23 protein-coding genes are annotated in these 19,268 nt (G+C 29.6%); 6 read left to right on the top strand and 17 right to left on the bottom strand.

Annotated elements, in window-relative coordinates; translation table 11 throughout:
* The first annotated feature begins 168 nt into the window (after positions 1-168).
* Together parA and parB are read left to right on the top strand one after the other, a co-directional pair.
* Positions 169-1,170: a Plasmid partitioning protein ParA gene (parA, locus tag NOVO_09460; protein ID AIL66200.1), complete on the top strand. Its 1,002-nt coding sequence runs from the start codon at positions 169-171 to the stop codon at positions 1,168-1,170.
* Positions 1,171-1,176: 6 nt separating this feature from the next.
* Positions 1,177-2,211, top strand: coding sequence for a Plasmid partitioning protein ParB (gene parB / locus NOVO_09455; GenBank protein AIL66199.1), 1,035 nt, complete (start codon positions 1,177-1,179; stop codon positions 2,209-2,211).
* 159 nt (positions 2,212-2,370) lie between these two features.
* Here the strand turns inward: parB and NOVO_09450 are convergent, their stop codons facing one another.
* From NOVO_09450 to NOVO_09420, 7 genes are all read right to left on the bottom strand, one after another.
* Positions 2,371-2,565, bottom strand: a complete 195-nt coding sequence (locus NOVO_09450; GenBank protein ID AIL66198.1) for a hypothetical protein — start codon at positions 2,563-2,565, stop codon at positions 2,371-2,373.
* 83 nt (positions 2,566-2,648) lie between these two features.
* Positions 2,649-2,879 (bottom strand): hypothetical protein, encoded by a 231-nt coding sequence (locus NOVO_09445; GenBank protein ID AIL66197.1) that lies wholly within the window; start codon positions 2,877-2,879, stop codon positions 2,649-2,651.
* Positions 2,880-2,937: 58 nt separating this feature from the next.
* A complete protein-coding gene (locus NOVO_09440; protein ID AIL66196.1) occupies positions 2,938-3,708 on the bottom strand; it encodes a sugar ABC transporter ATP-binding protein in 771 nt (256 codons plus the stop codon).
* A 6-nt stretch (positions 3,709-3,714) separates the two neighbouring features.
* The gene (locus NOVO_09435) at positions 3,715-4,488 is read right to left on the bottom strand and encodes an ABC-2 type sugar transporter (GenBank protein AIL66195.1); all 774 of its coding nucleotides are present in this window, start codon (positions 4,486-4,488) and stop codon (positions 3,715-3,717) included.
* On the bottom strand, positions 4,478-5,869 hold the full coding sequence (locus tag NOVO_09430; GenBank protein AIL66194.1) for a Glycosyl transferase, group 1 family protein: 1,392 nt from the start codon (positions 5,867-5,869) through the stop codon (positions 4,478-4,480). Before NOVO_09430 ends, NOVO_09435 begins: the two co-directional genes overlap by 11 nt.
* 32 nt (positions 5,870-5,901) lie before the next feature.
* A complete protein-coding gene (locus NOVO_09425) occupies positions 5,902-6,222 on the bottom strand; it encodes a Haloacid dehalogenase-like hydrolase (GenBank protein ID AIL66193.1) in 321 nt (106 codons plus the stop codon).
* Positions 6,206-7,156 (bottom strand): carbamoyl phosphate synthase-like protein, encoded by a 951-nt coding sequence (locus NOVO_09420; GenBank protein ID AIL66192.1) that lies wholly within the window; start codon positions 7,154-7,156, stop codon positions 6,206-6,208. Before NOVO_09420 ends, NOVO_09425 begins: the two co-directional genes overlap by 17 nt.
* A gap of 158 nt (positions 7,157-7,314) precedes the next feature.
* On the opposite strand from NOVO_09420, the gene NOVO_09415 reads away from it, so the two are divergent.
* Positions 7,315-7,953 (top strand): methyltransferase, encoded by a 639-nt coding sequence (locus tag NOVO_09415; GenBank protein AIL66191.1) that lies wholly within the window; start codon positions 7,315-7,317, stop codon positions 7,951-7,953.
* Between the two features lie 246 nt (positions 7,954-8,199).
* Here NOVO_09415 and NOVO_09410 read toward each other — a convergent pair whose 3' ends face one another.
* The 3 genes from NOVO_09410 to gmd form a co-directional block, all read right to left on the bottom strand.
* Complete coding sequence (locus tag NOVO_09410) at positions 8,200-9,309, bottom strand: Acyltransferase family protein (GenBank protein ID AIL66190.1); 1,110 nt, start codon at positions 9,307-9,309, stop codon at positions 8,200-8,202.
* An 84-nt stretch (positions 9,310-9,393) separates the two neighbouring features.
* A complete protein-coding gene (gene arnB_2, locus NOVO_09405) occupies positions 9,394-10,497 on the bottom strand; it encodes a UDP-4-amino-4-deoxy-L-arabinose--oxoglutarate aminotransferase (GenBank protein ID AIL66189.1) in 1,104 nt (367 codons plus the stop codon).
* Complete coding sequence (gene gmd / locus NOVO_09400; GenBank protein AIL66188.1) at positions 10,490-11,590, bottom strand: GDP-mannose 4,6-dehydratase; 1,101 nt, start codon at positions 11,588-11,590, stop codon at positions 10,490-10,492. The genes arnB_2 and gmd overlap by 8 nt, the downstream gene beginning before the upstream one ends.
* Positions 11,591-12,448: 858 nt before the next feature.
* Between gmd and NOVO_09395 the strand changes: the two genes are divergently transcribed.
* A complete protein-coding gene (locus tag NOVO_09395; protein ID AIL66187.1) occupies positions 12,449-13,759 on the top strand; it encodes a replication protein RepB in 1,311 nt (436 codons plus the stop codon).
* A gap of 250 nt (positions 13,760-14,009) precedes the next feature.
* Here the strand turns inward: NOVO_09395 and NOVO_09390 are convergent, their stop codons facing one another.
* The 7 genes from NOVO_09390 to NOVO_09360 all read right to left on the bottom strand — a co-directional run bounded on the left by NOVO_09390 (position 14,010) and on the right by NOVO_09360 (position 17,285).
* On the bottom strand, positions 14,010-14,528 hold the full coding sequence (locus tag NOVO_09390; protein AIL66186.1) for a membrane protein: 519 nt from the start codon (positions 14,526-14,528) through the stop codon (positions 14,010-14,012).
* Positions 14,529-14,991: 463 nt separating this feature from the next.
* Entirely contained in the window at positions 14,992-15,381 is a 390-nt protein-coding gene (locus NOVO_09385) for a twitching motility protein PilT (GenBank protein AIL66185.1), read from the bottom strand.
* Entirely contained in the window at positions 15,374-15,670 is a 297-nt protein-coding gene (locus tag NOVO_09380) for a transcriptional regulator, AbrB family (protein ID AIL66184.1), read from the bottom strand. The genes NOVO_09385 and NOVO_09380 overlap by 8 nt, the downstream gene beginning before the upstream one ends.
* Before the next feature lie 153 nt (positions 15,671-15,823).
* Positions 15,824-16,225 carry a twitching motility protein PilT gene (locus tag NOVO_09375; GenBank protein AIL66183.1) on the bottom strand — a complete coding sequence of 134 codons (402 nt, stop codon included), beginning with the start codon at positions 16,223-16,225 and terminating at the stop codon, positions 15,824-15,826.
* Complete coding sequence (locus NOVO_09370; protein AIL66182.1) at positions 16,212-16,451, bottom strand: transcriptional regulator, AbrB family; 240 nt, start codon at positions 16,449-16,451, stop codon at positions 16,212-16,214. The genes NOVO_09375 and NOVO_09370 overlap by 14 nt, the downstream gene beginning before the upstream one ends.
* Before the next feature lie 197 nt (positions 16,452-16,648).
* Positions 16,649-17,008: a putative nucleic-acid-binding protein, contains PIN domain gene (locus NOVO_09365; GenBank protein ID AIL66181.1), complete on the bottom strand. Its 360-nt coding sequence runs from the start codon at positions 17,006-17,008 to the stop codon at positions 16,649-16,651.
* A 40-nt stretch (positions 17,009-17,048) separates the two neighbouring features.
* Positions 17,049-17,285: a transcriptional regulator, AbrB family gene (locus tag NOVO_09360; protein AIL66180.1), complete on the bottom strand. Its 237-nt coding sequence runs from the start codon at positions 17,283-17,285 to the stop codon at positions 17,049-17,051.
* Between the two features lie 202 nt (positions 17,286-17,487).
* On the opposite strand from NOVO_09360, the gene NOVO_09355 reads away from it, so the two are divergent.
* Both NOVO_09355 and NOVO_09350 read left to right on the top strand, forming a co-directional pair.
* Entirely contained in the window at positions 17,488-18,465 is a 978-nt protein-coding gene (locus tag NOVO_09355; protein ID AIL66179.1) for a site-specific tyrosine recombinase XerC, read from the top strand.
* An 87-nt stretch (positions 18,466-18,552) separates the two neighbouring features.
* Positions 18,553-18,795, top strand: a complete 243-nt coding sequence (locus tag NOVO_09350; GenBank protein ID AIL66178.1) for a Phd_YefM antitoxin protein — start codon at positions 18,553-18,555, stop codon at positions 18,793-18,795.
* The last annotated feature ends 473 nt before the right edge of the window (positions 18,796-19,268 follow it).

The raw sequence follows: 19,268 nt of genomic DNA, 5'->3' as shown, positions 1-19,268 counted from the left end.
AAAAAATCGAAAGTCCCCCGCGGGGGACTAAGTTAATGCGCTTATAATAATTATAAGAAAAAGCTTATTCATACTATTATTGATTATAAATAAGAACCTCATCACCAGAGAAAGTTGACATAGTTGATCAAATTATCTAAAATCATGATTTTAAATCAACTAATAAATATGACTCCGATGAATCAACTGCATAAATTATCTCAAGAAGTAACTACCATCAGACAACCAAAATTAGCAGCCACTTATGTGGCAGAGTTACTTGGTATAACTTTACAAGGATTACATAAACAGCTTAAGAGCTTAGGTGTTCAATGTCCTAAATTAGCCAATAAATCATACATAACTCATGCTATTGCACAAAAATTATTTAATATAGATTTTAAACAGCAGAAAATTGCTTTTCAAATAGTGAAAGGTGGAACTGGGAAAACAACTAGTTTGCATAATATTAGCTGTGCTGCAAGTTTATATGGTGCAAAAATTTTAGCTATTGATTTAGATCCTCAAGGAAACCTAACAGATGCTTTTGCGTATGATCCGTATGAGTCACCTGTTTTAATTGATATTATAAATAAGGAAGCAACCCTAAAGGAAGCTATTATTAATGTTGAAGAGGGTATTGATTTATTACCTAGTAGAATTGAAAATGTTATTTTGGATAGTAAACTTGCTATGAGCAAGGCCCCTTTAGATAAAATATTAAGGCATATTTTAGCGCCTATAGAAAATGATTATGATTTTATTTTTATTGATTGTCCTCCTATGATGGGTCATTCAGTGACAGCTGCTACTTTATATTCTGATTCGCTGGTAGTACCGTTAAATCCTGATAAATTTAGTGCCAAAGGATTAAAGATCTTAAAAACCGAATTATATAATATTAATAATCAATACGAACAAAATATAGAATATAAGGTCTTCCTAAATAAGTATAATGGTAATACAATACTTTCTGATAAAGCCATTCAAACTACTATTGCGGCTGAAATTAATTCGGGGAATGCTCTCACTACAGCAATACGCCATACTCAAGAAATACCAAATATTACCGATATGGAATGTAATATGTTTAGTGCGCTTAAGAATTCTTTGGTACGCGACGATTTTGATGCTTTAACAAGAGAATTGCTTAATATTAATATAGATTCAAAAAAGAAAAATAGGATGTAAATCATTATGCCTAAAATCGATGAAATCAAAAATAATCAATCTTCTAAATCTTTTAAGAAAAGAGAATACAGGCCTTGGAATATTGATGGTAATAGTATCTCTCCTGACATGGAGAAATCCAAAGATAAATTTATGCAAGGAATTATTAAAGATATCAGAGAAGCTGAAAAATTATTTAATGAAATCCAAAACGAGAAAAAGCAGAAACAAATTACTATGACTAACGTTGATACTATTCTTGAAGTGGACTGTAGTATTATCAAAAATTGGGAATTTCATGATCGTCCAGAAGGTGAATTAGGTGATATAGAAGGGTTAGCATCCGAATTTAAAGAAATTGGTCAGCAACAGCCCTGTATAGTGAGAGAATTATCAATAAATAACCAATATAAATATGAACTCATTGTAGGTGAGAGAAGATGGCATGCAGCTAAAGTAGCCGGCCTGAAGTTAAAAGTTATTGTTAAAAAGCTCAGTGATCAGGAGGCTGCCATTATTCAAGCATCAGAAAATTATAATCGTAAAGATTTATCTGATTATGCACGTGGTATGAGCTATAGTAAATTAATTGATAATAATATTATTACCCCAAAAGATCTTGCTGAAAAACTAGGCATTAGCAAACAGCAAATTTCACGGCTGCTTTCTTTTGCAAAAATACCGGTTGAAATTACCTCTCAAATTCAGGATATGTCAAAAATAAGTAGCAGAACAGCAGAACAAATCAAACAATTAAGTAGCAAAGGTAGTAACTATACAGAAGCTATCATCTCTCTTGCTGATAAGCTCAGAAATGGTGACATAGGACAGGAAAAATTACAGCTTTTAGTTGAGAAAAAAATTCAAGCTATCCCTGCAAAAGAAGTTGGTAGTAATAAAATTTTTAATCCAGATGGAGAACATCTATATACTATAAAGGAAGAGAATAACATCCCTGCTTCTATTATTTTCTCTAAAAAGGTAATGACGATGTTTAATGAAGAACAGATAAATATTAATCGTTTAAACCAAATGCTTCAGATTTTCTTTGCTCGATCCTAGGGTTCTTAGCACCTACCTAAATTATAAAAGTCCCCCGCGGGGGACTTCTTAAAAATGTTTTTACTATAGTTAAATTAGCCTAAATACCTATCTTATAGCTTAAGAAGATTATAGTCTACAAATATAGTGTTTATTCCATTAGTCCATACAGGAAGATATTTATGGCTTCTTAATAACTTTAGGTCTAAATTTTTGATAATTCACTGCAGAAAGTATTTGAAGATCATATCCTTCTATATCAGTAGAAAGTAAATCTATACCATGAGGAAAATTATCATTTAGTATCTCATTTATATTATAGGCCTCAACCTCTATTGTTTTGATATTTTTACTAGCTTGAGCCATACTCTGCATTTTTTCTGCTTGGACTTCTATGAGAGAACTTAAATTCTTATGATAGTTAACATAAAAATTTTCTTTTCCTGATTTCTTATCAGTTACAACTCCACAAATAAGTTTATCATTAGGCCTAATTCTTTTAAAATGCCTACTAACGCAATATCATCTCCGAATTGGCCATATTGTTCAGCAAAAATAGGGGGAGGATTTGCTTCTATTTTTTCTGCAGGTAAATAAGATGAACCATTATAAATATACAAATTTTTATATTCAGAAGCTTCGGACATAGAGATACATAACATAACTGCTAAAAATATTTTGAATATCATACGTAACCTATTTATAAAAATTTGTATAGCTCCTATCTTCTTATAATATACAATTTTATTATTGTATAGAGGTTTTTGCAAAAGATGATTGCTTTAAATATGCTTCAATAACTTCTTCAGGTGATCCTTTAGCAATTATTTTGCCTTTATTTAATAGTATTACATGACTACAATATTTCTGTACAGCTCCTAAATCATGCGAAGAAAGTATTACTATTCTAGATTTAGTAAATAAATAATCCAGCCGTGCTAATGCTTTTTGTTTAAAAGATTCATCACCTGCACCGATTACTTCATCTAAGATCAAAATATCTGGAGGTAGATGAGTTGATATAGCAAATGCTAACCTTAAAAACATTCCAGTAGAATAGGTGCGCATAGGCAAATGTATAAATTCAGTAAGTTCTGAAAAATTAACAATCTCTTCTATAGCTTGTTTTGCTTTAGTATATGTATAACCCATGAAAACAAGCCTAAATATAATATTTTTGATCCCACTTACATCAGGATCCATGCCTAAAGAAAAATCAGTTAAAGATTGTATTTTACCTTTTATAAAGATGTTACCTTGGGTAGGGCTATATATACCTGACATCAAACGTAATAAACTTGTTTTACCTGAGCCATTATGACCAATTATACCTATTCTTTGGCCATCTTTTATCTCTAGTGATATTTCATCTATAGCTTTAACACATGCTTTGTTAGAAGAGTAGCCTATTTTTCCACCAATAAGACCTTTAACCTTCTGAGTAAGGGCTACTTGTAATGAATGAGAGCCAATATCTAAAATAGGGTAATCCAGAGATACATTTTCAAGAATAATCATAGTTAATTACATCCAAAATACAATATTTTTAGAGAACTTTTTATTTACTAAAAATGATATAAATATCAAAACTATTACCCAAATAAACAAAGAAAGATATGATAAGTATAATGTAGAACCTCCTAGAAGAGGGGTTCTCCATATGTCTAATATGGCAGCAAAAGGATTGACGTATAGATAGTTTATATATTTTTCAGGTATTGTGTTAGTTTCCCACATTATAGGCGTGAGTAAGAACACAGATTGCATTATAATATTTATTATTTGTATAAGGTCTCTCAATCGTACGCATAGCATTGCAAGTGTATAAGACACGAATACTAGAAAAAGGAGAGTTAAAATAACACCAGGTATAAAATATATATCAAGATTTAAGCTGGTATAAGGTGACCATAAAAATAGCCCAATTATTATTGGAATATTATATAAGAAGATAATGATATTTTTGTAAATATGTGCAAAAATAGATAGAGATAAAGGTAATTTTTGATTAATATATAGTCTAGCATTTGCTACAAAAACACCTGTACTTTCATTAACTGTTTGCGCAGCAAACATATAAATAAAATGGCCAATTCCTACATATGGTAAATATTTAGCTACAGGTATTTTCCAAATTAAAGACCATATCACTCCTATTATACACATATTAATGAACATAGAAATTGAAAGCCATACTTGACCTAACTTAGACCTAGCAAATCTACCTCTTAGAGTAGATAAACCTAATATATGTATTATTCTCCATTGAATTATTCCTTCATAAAAATCATGCAACATCAGTAACTCTTTTAAATAATTCAGTATATTTATTACCTATATCTTGCCAGTTAATTTTTATTGAATTGATCAACTCAATATTTTTACTTCTTAAGCTTGCATTAGTAAGCATATTCATAATAGTTTCTACTGCCTTATCTAAAGTAAGTAAGTCAATACACATAATTTCTAATGACTTATTACAATCATCTTCTAGTTCTAGCATATGCCTTCCTATATGAGATAATGAGGGTACTCCCACAGAAGCTGATTCAAACATTGGATAAGTTCCTAGTCCTCCCTCAACAAAACTCGGATGCACCGCTAAATCAGAGATAGCATATATATAAGCATGTTGTTCAGTTGTTACTCTATTCATTTCAAAAATACACCCATAAGCCCAGGGATACTCTCTAAAAAACCCTTCAGGAACAAAACCGGTAAAAATAAACTTGAAGTCAAAAGAATCACTATAATTTTCTATAATTTTATTCAATACTTTGAAGAGGCTGCCAAAACCTTTATAAGGACGGTACTGTGTAGATATAATTATTATTTTAGACTCTTTATGTGAAGCTTTAGTAATTAACCTATGTAAAATGCATTTGTTCAATTCTTGTCGTATAACAGCAAGATTCGCTTTTTTAAATGCAAATAATAATAAGTTTGTTAAATAGTTTCTATTATCTGTATTGTCTTGGTGCCCTGTATTCCAGTAAGTTTTGATATTATCTATAGTAATATTTTTATCTATAATAAAATTACTGTAATCCGGTGAACCATTCTTCACTAAGTTTACTTTCTCTTTATCTATATTTAGAAAATCAACTAGAAAATTTCTATTTATTAATGATTGAGTAATAATCACATCAGCAGTTTTTAAGCCTGCTTTCATGTAAGAAAGACACATAATTTTTTGCATAGCATCAAAACCACTATATTCAAAAACAAATGGATCCCAAAAAGAAATTATTAATTTCTTTGCAAATAATTTACCAAAAATTCCAAACATAGGAATAGGAATCCAGATAGTTTCAGCTTTAGGAGCAGAGAATATATATTTAATAAATGCTTTTAATAAAAAAGCCCAAAAGGATATTTTAAACAATATTAAACTTAGTCTTTTAACTATTCTACTTGTTTTTAAATCTATTTTTTTTGAATACCACCCCACAGGTGTTAAAGTTAAGGTTTGAGCCTTTATTTTTTCACTTAATTCTCCTGTGGAAATTTCATTTATTAAATGTCTACCAACTATAAGATGGTAAGTAATTGTACTTGTATTTTTGATTATGTTTTCTATAGTTTCTGCAATCCCTTCTCCTTTCCAACCAGCAGTAGGTGGTAATGGAAGCAAAATTGTAACTTCTGTATTATTTTTCTTGCTTAAGGTATTGGTCATAATATCTCAACTAACATGCTATAAAATTTCTATCAATTGTCCTTTTTAAAATTCTTTATTAAATCTAATGTGTCTTCCCAATTTTTAAATCCTAAGGCTCTATCATCGATAAAACAATCGACAGTAATTTTCCCTAAGTGAATACCATCATACTCAAAACCATTATCTTCTAACCATTTTTGAGTCATTTCTAGCTCTGCCCAGCTACGTGCACTATAGATGATTACCTTATGTCCTTCTTTTCTAATTTTGCGTAAAGATTCAGCAGCCCCAACTATAGGTTTAGCTAAACTTCTGGAAAATGTTTTCTCTTCAGAACATAATACTCCGTCCATGTCAATGGCAATGATCATAAAATATATCTCTCCTACATCTTGTCATTAATACTCCTGCCTTCCAATTATAAGGAATATGCTCAATAGATTTACTAAAAAATTCGTTTATAATCCACGTAGGCATATCAAGCCCACAATATAATGAGTGAGTCACTCCGCCACCAAACCTCGGGTTTATTTCTATAATTATAGGGTTATTCTTACTACAAAAAAACTGTAATGTAATAGGGCCAAACCAACCAGGAATACTAAGTATTGTTTTTGTAATATCAATAATGGAATCATTTTTCCTTGATATAGATTTATTCACTATTCCAGCTTCTATTTCTATACGCTGTCTTGTAAGTATATCGATTATATTACCATCATTATCTACATAAGCGTCTACCGTATATTCATCACTATCAATAAAGTCTTGAATTAAATATTCATCCAAATCAACTCTTTGACTAAATATCTGTAAATCTTCTTGATTTTTAATATATGAAATACCTTTTGCAGCATATCCAAGTTTCGGTTTAGCAATTTTAGGAAAGCTAGTACTGTTTATAGGGTGATTTATATCGTTTTCTTTAAACCAGTGTTCAGAAAGTATTTTATCATTCATGATATAGCATAAATTATACTCTGAAACTACAGCCATACATCCTAAATCTTTAAGCTCTTTTTTAATCGATGACAAAACAACAGTTGCACTATCCATTGTTGGGATAACAATATCTATCTTATTTTCTACAATAAAAGATATTAAAAATTTTTTAAAATTGATATCATTAAATTTAGGAGATTTTATTACGTTAGCTACTTTACCAATCGGACAAAATTCATCTAATTCAAAACTAAAGAATTCTAGTTCTATTGACTGTTTCTGCCCAGCTTTGATAAAATATTCTAATAAACTTAATAATTTCCCAGCACCTAAAAACAATATCTTTAATTTTTCATGGGTCATAATTTATCTTATTATTTAAGCGAATATTGACAGCGTTATATTACAAAGCTAGGCTGTTAGATAACAGTTTTATGTAATACAAGTCAATAGTATTTTGATATCAATTGAATAAATAATTATGGTTTTTGTATAATACAAATTTAGTAGGAGAAATTGAAATGCCCTTCATGCACGGTACACAGGAATATTTATTAAGTAATCTAACAACTGCTAGAGACTTTTTTAATTGGCCATCATTATTAAAATTTGATCTCTCTATGGCACATAAACCAGGATTAAATTTAGAATTCGGAACTGCTGGTGGATCATCTATAAATTATTTGGCTCAACAAGAGCCTTATAGTATTTTTCATGGATTCGATTCTTTCTATGGCCTTCCTGAGGCTTGGTACTGTTGGCCGGCTGGATATTTCTCCTTAAATGGAAATCTACCCGCTGTTGAGAAAAATGTAAAATTACATAAAGGTTTTTTTAATGAAACCCTTCCTCAATTCCTTGAACTTTATAAAGATAATGTACGCTTTCTGCATTTAGATGCAGATTTATATAGCTCAACAAAATACGTATTAGATAAATTAGCTGATAGGATTCAGCCTGGTACAGTAATTGCTTTTGATGAATATTGGAACTATCCTGGTTGGAAAGAACATGAATATAAAGCTTTTCAGGAATTTGTCGGTGAAAATTATGTAGTCTATCATTATATAGGTTACGCTTCAGAAACAAATTTACAAGTCAGCGTAATGATAGATCATATTGGCCAACCATCTAAGTTAGAAGTAGCGTTATTAGTATAACCAACTCATTAATGACCCGTTGAATTTAGCTTAATCTCCGGGTCATTAATACTATAATAAAACCATTTGAATTTGTATACTCAGTTAGCTATTCGCTATATATATGAGATATATTCTTCTTTGTCATTACCGCAAAAGTATTCTTATCCGGGACAAGAAAAAATAATTACTTTTTTCACCTCTCCCCTAGGGAGGGCCGTAATGGAGAGGTGAAAAACATATTATATTTTTTATATAGTAAATATCTCATTTCCTTAATAATTTATAAATTAATTTTTTACTATATGCTACTCCTTTATTTTCTACATAAATGTGTATTAAATAAGTAATTATGGCTATTTCGATCATCGATATTAAAAATCCAGCTAAGACTGAGTTAGTAACTCTTACTATTAAAAAAAATATAGAATATGCACCAACACCGTGTACTAGATAGAGTGGATATGAAATATTGGCTAATGACTCCAGTGTCTTTGAATACGGAATTTTTTCTTCTGTAAATAGTAGGACTAAAAAAAATAAAAATACGTAAACGTGATTAGCAAATATATAATCTGCAGTAATAATTTCAAAATTATGAGATAAACAATATTTATTTGTAATAAACAAAACCGAAATTACTAAAGCAGTCTTCTTGAAACTCCATCCATGATATTTGCAATTAAACAATGAGGTTCCAATAAGCATTAGCGTAATAAATGAACCATTATGTCCAAAAATTTCCAGCATTTTGGAGGTTTGAAAGAGTTTTCCAAAATAGGCTGCGATACAAAACAAAAAAGCAATAGTAACTAAGCATGTTGCTTTTTTATGAAGTGATACAAACCCCATAAAAAAACATAGTATATAAAAATGTATTTCTATTTCTAGCGTCCATAATGAAGGATCAACAAATTGATAGTGTAAAACATCTCTAACTAAAAACATATTTCCAAATGTTGTTTTAATCCAATTAACAACTGAAAAATCAGAATTATAATATCGCTGCGATAAAAATAAAATAATAGATGTCATTATAGTAGTAATAATAACTACTGGATAAATTCTCAGGATTCTCCTAATCAAAAATTCTATTTGTGTCCCCTTTTCCATGGAAAGTGGTATAACAAAACCGCTAATAAGAAAAAAAAGTCCAAGTCCAAAATAGACTTCTCGAAAATCAAACGGCAAAATTTTATTCTTTAATTCCATTATTTGTGTAGTAATTGATGGTGCTATATATCCTTCTATCGCAGGTTGGAACACTATATCAGCGCTACCATTTGGATTATGTAGAAATCTAAGCCAATGTATATAAACTATTAATAAGCAGGCTATACCACGAGCAATTTGCAAAAAGCATAGCCTGTTTTTCATTTTGGTAATCCTTTTGCATTTAATTCATATTATTATTTAAATTTCTTTAATTTTAAGGAACAGATCTGATCCATGATATATTCTTTAGTATTTTTTATTTTTTAAAAATTGTCTAATGTAATCACAGATATTTATTACATCTTCTTCCAATAATTCAGGATAACTTGGCAAATTTACTCCTCGTTTACTAAGAGATTCAGCAACTGTGAAATGCTGGTTAGTTTTTATATATGGTAGAGTATGGGCAGGAGGAAATAAAGGACGTGTTTCGATATCAGACCCTTGAAGATACTTTCTTAAAGAATCTCTGTCCTGTTCTGAATCTAAAATAATTGTACACATCCAAAAAGAGTGGGTAGTACCAGGAATTTCATCATGAAATCTTAAAGGCAAAGAAGTCAAGTTTTCTCTATACCAATCAGCAATCTTCTTCTTATTTCTTATAATCTCATCTGCTCTCTCTAGCTGCGCTAGTCCTATCGCAGCACAAATATTTGTCATACGATAATTATAAGCTTTTTCATCATGCCAATATTCTATTTCTTTTGATACTCCTTGTGCTTTTAAATGCTTTGCTCGTTCTATAATAGCTTTATTCTGGCTTATAACCATTCCACCTTCTCCAGTAGTAATAGTTTTATTTCCAAAAAAGCTAAAAGTACCTATATCACCAAATGTACCCACATGTTTACCTCTGTAATAACTACCAAACGCTTCAGCGCAATCTTCTATCATTAATAGATTATTTTCCTTACAAATGACAGTAATTGTAGCCATATCACAAGGTAATCCATAAAGATGTACCACCATTATAGCTTTAGTTTTTGGAGTTATCTTACGCAATATATCGTTAGAATCCATTTGTAAAGTATGCTCTAAAGAATCTACAAATATAGGTGTAGCTCCACTTTGAATAATAGTATTGATAGATGCAATATAAGTTAAGGTAGGTACGATTACTTCATCCCCAATTCCTATATTTAGGGCTTTTAATCCTAGATGCAAAGCTACAGTACCATTTGTAACAGTGGTTGCATAATTAGACTTTGTATAACAGCAAAATTCTTTTTCAAATCTTTCTATAAACTCTCCTTTAGATGAGATCCAGGAAGAATCTAGACACTGATTCACATATAGCTTCTCGTTTCCATTTAGCCAAGGTTTATATACAGGTATTATTTTATTCATAATAATTAAAATATTTAAATCCGTGTTCTTTAGCTAAAGCTTGATGCTCAGCTTCCTTTAAATCATGTAGTATCATTTCTTTCACTAATTCCTTAAAAGATATTTTGGGTGACCAACCTAATTTTGCTTTAGCTTTTGATGCATCGCCTAACAGAGTGTCAACTTCAGTAGGTCTAAAATACTTATGGTCAACTGCAACTATACATTTACCTGTTACACTATCATATCCTTTCTCTTCTATGCCTTTACCTTCCCATACTATGTTCATACCTATTTCTTTACCTGCAATTTCAATAAATTCGCGTACAGAATGTTGTTCACCTGTTGCTATTACAAAATCTTCAGGTGTATCTTGCTGTAACATTAACCATTGCATTTCTACATAATCTTTAGCATGTCCCCAATCTCTCTTGGCATCGAGATTTCCCATATATATTTTCTCTTGTAAGCCTAGTTTAATCCTTCCAAGTCCACGAGTAATTTTTCTTGTTACAAATGTTTCACCACGCAGAGGTGATTCATGGTTGAATAATATACCATTACACGCATACATATCATATGCTTCTCTATAATTGGTAGTGATCCAATAAGCATATAATTTAGCAACAGCATATGGAGATCTAGGATAAAAAGGAGTGGTTTCTCTTTGAGGCACTTCTTGAACAAGCCCATAAAGTTCTGAAGTAGATGCTTGATAGAACTTAGTTTTTTTCTCAAGCCCTAACAATCTTATCCCTTCTAGCAGTCTAAGAGTTCCAATAGCATCTGAATTAGCTGTATATTCTGGTTCTTCAAAAGATACCGCTACGTGACTTTGAGCAGCTAAATTATAAACCTCATCTGGTTGAACACTTTGTAAAACTCTGATTAAACTTGAAGAATCTGTCAGATCCGCATGGTGTAGATGCATATTTATTCTTTGCTCATGAGGATCATGGTATAAATGATCTATACGTGCTGTATTAAAAAGCGATGATCTACGTTTTATTCCGTGTACTTCATATCCCTTAAGTAATAAAAATTCTGCAAGATATGCTCCATCTTGACCAGTAATACCTGTAATTAATGCTTTCTTTTGATTATTTTGATCCATTGCTGTATATGTTATATCCTCTTATTTTCTAACTTTTGCTATGAATTATTCATACAAGTAAGGCTAATAATATATTGTTATTTTGTATAATCAACTAAATTTAAAATAAGCCAATACAAAATTTTAGTTTTACATAACATCTCCTCATATAAATTTTTTGTTTTTACCATATCAAAATGAACAAAAAGTTTACTATGGTTCTTAGCACCTAAACAGGCTACATTTGTGGTATTGTTTTTTAAGAAATAATTTCTAATATCTCACCTTAATGATTTATAAATTAACTCTTTATACTAAATCTTGTTTAGAAGACTTTACAGAAGCAATTTTTTATTCATAGCATAAATCCCTATTTATAGATGATAACTATTCTAAAAACTCTCCTAAATCATTTTAAAGCACATTTAATATCTAACTATCAATTCTGTTTTTGTTTATTGAAACATCTAAGATAATTTATCATCTCTTTCTTTCCAAAAAATATATCTTAACACACACATATTTTAAAAAATTTAAAAATTTTCTCTTTAGAGTCTACTTTACCTACAGTAAGTAATAGTGTGTGTTTTATATATTTAAATAATTTAAATATATTTAAAGGGGGTCTTGTAAGGCGCTAAATTGCTTCGAAGCAGCATTTGAATTGTACCCATTTCATAGACGAATTGTACCCATTTCATAGACGAATTGTACCCATTTCATAGACGAATTGTACCCAAAAAATAGTAATGTACCCATTTCATAGGAGTAATTTTGTGAGAGAAAAATGATCTTATTGTACCTAAAGATAATTGACATACGGGTACATTTGTTTTAATGTTTATGGTTTGTTTCTTGATTAATTTTTTGAGTTTAATGATGAAAAGTAGTGAACAAAATAATGAGTTAATAAAACATACAGCTGCAATTCATATTAATAATTCTACTACTACTCTTATTGCTCGTAAATTATTTAATATTCTTCTCAAAAATGCTTTTCATAATTTAAGAAAAAATATTACTCATAAAATTTCATTATTGGAGTTATCAAAATCTATTGGCTGGTCTTCAAATTCACATCCTAATGACGAACTTAAAGAAGCAATACGTTCTATGGTTAGAGAACAAATAGAATTTAATGTCCTGACTAAAGATAAAAAAAATAGATGGGGTATAGTAACAATACTTTCTGGGGCAGATATAGTAGAGGGAGTGCTATATTATAGATATGATACAGTGCTTAGTGAGATGCTAGCTAATCCTACTATTTATGCTAGAATTAATATGGTGATTCAAGGGCGTTTTCGGAGTAAATATTCTTTAGCTTTATGGGAATATTTAACGGAATATTTATGTGTGGAGAAAAGGCCAAAAATAACTACTGAATGGGTTACAGTAAATAATATTAGAAAAATTTTAGGGGCAGAAGAAGAATATTATAATGATTTTAGAAAACTGAATCAAAAAGTGCTATCTTCAGCATTAAAAGAAATAAATAAATTAGGAGATATTAACGTAGATGTAAGTTATCGTAGAAAAGATAGAAAGATTATGTATTTATCTTTTGTAGTACACAAAAAAGAAGAATTATTAGAAAGCAGTATTTCAGAAAACCAAATATTTGCGTTAGAGCATCCAGAAGAAAAAGATGTAACAGAGAATGTTTATATTAAACAGCTTCAGCAAGAATTTCATCTGCCGAAAAGCTATACAAATTCTCTATGCCAAAATGTTGATGATCAAATTTTAAAAAATGCTATTGACGCAGTAAAAGAGTATATGAGTGATAAAAAAATTAAAAATTGTAAAGCAATTGTAAAAAAAGCTATTACAGAAAAATGGGAACCTCAAGATAAGAGTGAGTATAGTAATTTAAATCAATCTCAAAAGATAATTACAGATCTTGATGCTATAGAAAATAATATTATCCATGAAGGATGGAAAGCAGTTTGGAATATATTAAAGCAAAAAATAGATAAACCAAATTTTATAAGTTGGATTAGCAAATTAGAGTTTTCTGATATTAGAGAAAATGTTGTGGAGCTTATAGTAAGAAATAATAGTTTTGTAAGAACCAGAATAGAAAATGAATATGCTGATCAGTTACTGTGTGCTTGGAAGCAATATAATAGTTCTATAAAACAAGTGAAAATTAACTTAGTTAAAGAAAAAGAATGTATAGAAGCATAATTGTATATTAGTCCCCCGCGGGGGACTTTTATCAAGCCTTATGATGCATTATAACTAAAATCTATGATATGAAATAATAAAGAGTAAAAAATATGATCTTGATACTGTATTAGCATGATAATAGATGAGCAAAAAATAGTAAAAGATTTTATAGAAGCAACGTTTCCAGAAGATAAGGAGAGTGATGAACAACAGCCCACCCAATTCAAATAAAAAACTATAAATAACAAGTTAATTTGCTATATATCACTTACTTCTTAAGTTTTCTAGTCTTACTTGCAATAAAATCCATTGTAGCTAGCATAACTCCAGATAGCACAAAAACTACATGTATTATTATCATCCATTTAATATTTTCAGTAGGGTAATTATTAATATTCATAAAACCCTTCAATAAATGAATACCTGAAATTGCAATTATTGAGGCAACAAGTTTTAATTTGAGAGTTGAAAAATCTACAGCACCCATCCATCCTGGTTTATCTTCATGTTCTCCTATGTCAATTTTGGATACAAAATTTTCATACCCTGAAAAAATTACAATGAGCAATAAATTACCAACTAGAGACAAATCTATCAATGAAAGTACAGATAAAATAGCATCATTGGCGGCAAATTTAGTTATATTGCTAAAGCTATGGATTAATTCTAATCCAAAGTTATATAATAAAATTAATAAAGCGCTTACTAATCCTATATAAAAAGGTGCCATAAGCCATCTGCATGTAAATAGTCCTTTTTCAAATAAAATTTCAAATTTTTTTATCATAAAAGCTGATTACCATATATTAACAATTATTCTAATATAACTATCATTAATTAGTTTTCAATATATGCATAATAAATATTATAATTAAATAAAATGGGTATCGAGCAATAATGGTAATAGATACCAGTTTTCACGAGTATGACCAAATAAATAGGCCTTGCTCTATCTGTCTAGTCTCAAATACAACTTAATTTACTATCAGTGGTTATCTTGTTTTATACATAGTCAGATGATTTATAACAATTAGATGTTAAGAACCCTAGTATTAATTTAAGTATATTAGGCAAGGAAGTTAGAGAGGTATGTTAGGATGTGGGGATATAAATATCATAATATCTATTACTCGAAAAAAATCTAATTAGGGTAAGGGACAAGCTAGGATTTAATATATTCTAGAATCTTATCCACTGATTTTGTGGATAGAGATGTTAGTAATTTAGTTGGTAATTGCCTTGGTTATACCTTACTGTGTCAATCTAATATTGATAATGTTTATACCTAAATTTAAAGATGACCAGCTAGTATCTGCTGTAAGTACTGGTAATCCCTTGTTTATAGCTAGTGCTATACAAGCTCTATCTCCAAGTGAGAGTCCATATGCTTTGGTTTGAGGGTAAAGCATGCCTGCTTCTATAGCTTGTAACTCATCAAATAGTACAATTTCTGATACTAATTTACTTAATAAATCTACAATAATATCTTTGGGAATTTTTCTGGCAAGTATTGCGACGACTTCAGAAAAATTTACACTAGAGATGATCGATTCTTTAAGATATCTAGCTACTATTTCTGCACCAGATTCTTTTCTAATCAGAGCTATAAGCGCAGAAGAATCTAGAATATAATTATTCACTTTTTTTCTCTTTCAAGCCTTCTAATTTAGTTTCAGAAAGACGCATTTCTTCCAGCTCACGATTTAAATTTTCATCTTCTGTAAAATATGCGGCTACCAGATTTTGAGCATCACTAATTACTTGCGTAAGTGGCTCAAGATAAATTATTCCATCTTTAAGAGATAATACTAATTCATCTCCCTCATTAAGTGCAATAGCTTTACGTAATGGAGCTGGTATACTAATTCTGCCATTAGCATATACTGAAGTACGATAATGTGTCATAGGTAATAAAGAATTTTCTTGCATAAATTACATTTCAAGTATTAAATAGGAACTTTAACTATATTAAATATAATAACCATATTATATATTATTGTCAAATAAGTAAAATTGTACATATAAAAATATATGTACAATATATAATAATATATATTAATAAAAAATATTGTAATTTTATATTTACTCTATTATTTGGAATAAAGAACTAGTTGCCGCTTGTTTATCAAAAGTTATGGTAGTATCACAATCATATATTTGAACATTTATTATACCAATTAATAAATCAGAAAAATCCCCTTTAGATTCTTCATAATCTTCCAAAGTAGCCCATAAAATATCTAAATTTTCAAACCTAAATTCTTTTATTGAAAGCAGATGCCGAACAGTAGAAGAAATAATAGACCTATTATATTTATAACCCTTTTCTAATACCCATATTAATTCACAAAGTACTATATTATTCAAAAAAATATAGTTTTTTTCTGCAATATGATATTCAAGTAATTGATTGGCCAATTGAGATTGGGTTTCGTCATCTTGCGTTAGATAACGTACTAAAACATTCGTATCAATTCCTATCATAAATTCTATCCTTAATAACCGCATCCATTTCTTCTAAAGAAAGAGATTTGCTTGGTTTAGGCAAAATACCCTTTAAAGATTTTAGAGATTTATTAGCCGGTACGATCATTACATAATCTCCATGCATAATATAATTAATTCTATCTCCTGGCTTTAAATTAAGCTGTGCACGTAATTCACTAGGAATAGTAGTTTGTCCTTTACTTGTAATAAGTGAATCATACATAAATATTTTCCTTTCATATTTATATTGTACATTCTATTATAAATTAAGAGGTAATATATGTAAACAGTGTATATAAACTATATATACATTACATATATAAATATGAAAGGAAAATTATTGAATATCTTACTCTTATAGCAATATTTAAGAATATCTTATTTATTTTAATTTAACTTAAGCACTATGAATCAATTTCTCTATCGCTGGTTATATAACAATTCAAATTCTTTATTGAGTTTCTGGTCGAAACTATAAATTTCACATCCTGAAATTAATGCTTTTGCTATTAATATAGAATCTACTATATGTAAATTTCTAGAATTATATATTTTCAGTCCTTCAAGCAATGTTTCTTTATCTATATTGACAACACCTTTATAAAGAAGTAATCCTGATAAACTATCATATATGTCCTGTTTAGGGACTTTATATACTGAAGAAAGAATAAAAACACACTCAGTTAGTATAGTTTCTAATATAATAATTTGTTTATTGCCAATTTGTACATCTTCAAATAACTTAACTGCATTTGGGCTGTATTCCTGATGATCACCCATTAAATATCGTATTATTATATTGGTATCATATAGGATTATCTTATTGGTCACTCTTTTTACCTATCGAATCTTGCCAAGCTTTTGCTCTTATTTTTTGAAATGATTCAATGGTTTTATTATATTTCTTAAGCGAACCTGCAACATTTCTAACAGGCTTTATTATTACCTGATCGTCTATGATATCAAAAGTAATAACGTCGCTACTTATAAAATCCCTTATTATTTTTGGCAGGGTTACTTGACCTTTACTGGTAATTTTTACTGATCCTGTATGCATATTGTATAATTCTTTACTCAACAATAAAGTAATATAAACTATTATAGTAATGAATCTTAAAAAAGTAAAGTTGTTTAGTTATTTATGTACAAATAAAATTAATTACCTAAAATATTAGGTTTGCAATGTAATGTCCGACAAATTTACTTGTCGGACATTATTTTTATTGTTATGATTAGATTTTTTCTAAAAAAGGTTTTTTATGAATAATAGTTTAACTCGGTTTAATTCAGAAGAACAATCCTTAAGCAAGCATATAGATTTAATTAACAAAGCTAAGGATTATGCCATACGTTCCCATGCTCAATTAACCTTGATAGGCTATCACAAAGACTGGCAATTGTTTGAAAAGTGGTGCACCATAAATAACTTAAGTGCATTACCCTGTCATATTAATACTCTGATCATTTATATTACTGATTTAGCTGGACAAGATTATAAAGTTTCCACTATAGAACGTAAAATTTATGCTATTAATTATATTCATTTTCTTAGCAATCATCTTCTTAACCTTAAAGATAGAGACTTCAAAATAGTATTTAATGGCATTAAGCGTAGTAATGGAATAGCTAAAAAAGGCAAAACTCCTTTATTACTTAGAAGTCTACGTGAAATTATTGCTAATATTAATACTGCCTCTACCAATATAGCTATCAGAGATAAAGCTTTAATCAGTTTTGGCTGGGCATCTGCCATGCGTAGATCCGAAATTGTGGCCCTAAACTGGCAAGATATAAGTTTTATAGATGAAGGAATCACAGTACTTATCAATAAGAGTAAAACTGACCAATTTGGTGAAGGACAGAAAATAGCCATTCTTTATGGCAATAATCAAGAATTATGTCCTGTTAGAAATTTGAAAGAGTGGCATAAAATCTCTTCTCATAATCAGCCTGTTTTTACTTCTATTAATAAAAAAGATGTTATAAGTAATAAGAGATTATCTGATCGGGATATCGCTAGAATTTTAAAAAAACGTCTAGAAGCCATTGGGCTTAATGCTGCAGATTTTGCAGGACATTCACTACGAAGTGGATTTATTACTACTGCTGCCAAACATTCCATACCAGACCACATCATTATGAAACATTCTAGGCATAAAACTGTACAAATGCTTCAAGTCTATACTAGAGATAATTCTTTAATTAAGGATAACCCCACTTCTATGGTAGGATTATAAATAAAGTTTCCTCAGCCGTTTTATTGACAATAAGTAAAATAGCTCTAAACTAGTTTGACTAGCTATATATAAAAGGTAGAATTACAGATGAATATCTGGCAGTTGCAAGAAGCCAAAGCTCACTTAAGTGAAATGGTACGTTTATGTCTTTCAGCAGGTCCTCAAATTTTAACAATCAGAGGTAAAGAAGAGGCTATATTATTATATAAAAAAGAATATGAAAAACTTTTAGGTAAAAAACCTGCTCTTACTGATCTTATGCAAAATTCTCCTCTCAAGGATGTAGAGTTTACCGTAGAGCGTGATAAATCTGAAGATAGAGATTTATGAGTTATTTGCTTGATACTAATATTATATCTGACTGAAACGATTAAATCTAAACCTAATTCAAACGTTATAAATTGGCTACATGGCATAGATAACGAATTGTTATATATAAGCGTTTTGACCATAGGTGAAATCAAAAAAGGAATAGAAAAGCTTCCTGAAGGAGCTAAAAAAATAATATTATTAAATAGCTAGAAAACTCATTGCCAATATGGTTTGGTACTAACCTTTTACCAATTGATGTAAGAGTAGCTGAAAAGTGGGGGCATATTAGCAATGTCTAAACAAACTTTACTTGCTATTGATGGATTAATAGCTGCTACAGCTTTAACACATAACTTAAAATTGGTTACGCGTAATGAGCAAGACTTTAGGATCAGTGGACTAGAAGTTGTTAATCCTTTTAGTTCTTAAGTAACTATATAACTATGCTATGTGCATCTAATTAAGGTGCTAAGAACTCTAGTAATTACCTT

The organism is Rickettsiales bacterium Ac37b (assembly GCA_000746585.2).
In the GTDB taxonomy this organism is placed as follows: Bacteria; Pseudomonadota; Alphaproteobacteria; order Rickettsiales; family Arcanibacteraceae; genus Ac37b.
The sequence above is the reverse complement of the archived record's forward strand: the minus strand, read 5'-3'. Positions and strand labels throughout refer to the sequence as shown.